The 890-nt window shown below is 41.9% G+C and carries 1 protein-coding gene; it reads left to right on the top strand.

Annotated features, from left to right (window positions below; all coding sequences use genetic code 11):
• Positions 1-591: 591 nt before the first annotated feature.
• Positions 592-890, top strand: a 299-nt coding sequence (locus A5294_RS06445) for an ORF6N domain-containing protein (protein WP_197457110.1), incomplete at its 3' end; no start/stop codon positions are given.

Below are 890 nucleotides of genomic sequence, written 5' to 3'. Positions count from 1 at the left end.
CAATAATTCTATATAATGTAACGTAAATATCATTAATTATGCAAGCAATTATTGATGATTTTAGCGCGCGACGACCTGCTTGAGCGCTGCGATTTAGCGCGCGAAAGCAATTCGGAGCGCCGAGCTTGCTTAGGGTTGAAAGCACGGTGTGCTTTCAACGCAAGCGAGGACGTGAACGCGGTTAATCCGCGCGAGCGACACGACCTGCCTTTTCGCTTGGAGCGTAGCGCGCGGCTACACAGTTTCTGTCGCAATTCCGTCATTTCGCGACATTTATTTTACGCGGCTGCACAGTTTCTGTCGCTTTTTGGCGCGTAGGCGACATAAACTGCGCGCGGTTGAGTCGTTTCGGTCGTGCCTGTCTACTCGTTGCTTTTCCTGTACTGTTTTGTAGAATAGTTGTATATGCGCTGATGCGTTTAAACGATGCGTTTATATGTGATTTGCGTGATTTTAGTAACTTAGTGATTTGTTTCTGTGATTTGTTTCTGTGATTTTGCAGTGTTGCTTGCGATTCATGGGTTTTGTGTTAGAAATGTAGTTTTTGTTGTACAGCGCTAGGTTTTACGCACATTTTTTAGGAGTGATCTTATGGTAGAGGGGAATAAAAATCTAATTATCGCGGACGCTAAAAACGCGTCTGTTGGAATGATAATAGACGCTGAAACAATAAAAGAGAAGATCTATAACATTCGTAATCAAAAAGTCATGCTTGATTTTGAGCTTGCTGAAATATATGGGTATGAAACGAAAAATTTCAATAGACAGATTAAGAATAATATTGAAAAGTTTGAGGGCGAAGATTTTATGTTTCGGCTAACTGCTGACGAGTTCAAAAACTTGAGGTGCAAAAATTTCACCTCAAGTTGGGGTGGCTCTCGATATTTGCC

It is taken from the genome of Gardnerella sp. 30-4 (assembly GCF_001641215.1).
Taxonomy (GTDB): Bacteria; Actinomycetota; Actinomycetes; order Actinomycetales; family Bifidobacteriaceae; genus Bifidobacterium; species Bifidobacterium leopoldii.
Note: the sequence above shows the minus strand (reverse complement) of the source record. Positions and strands in the feature narration are given on the sequence as shown.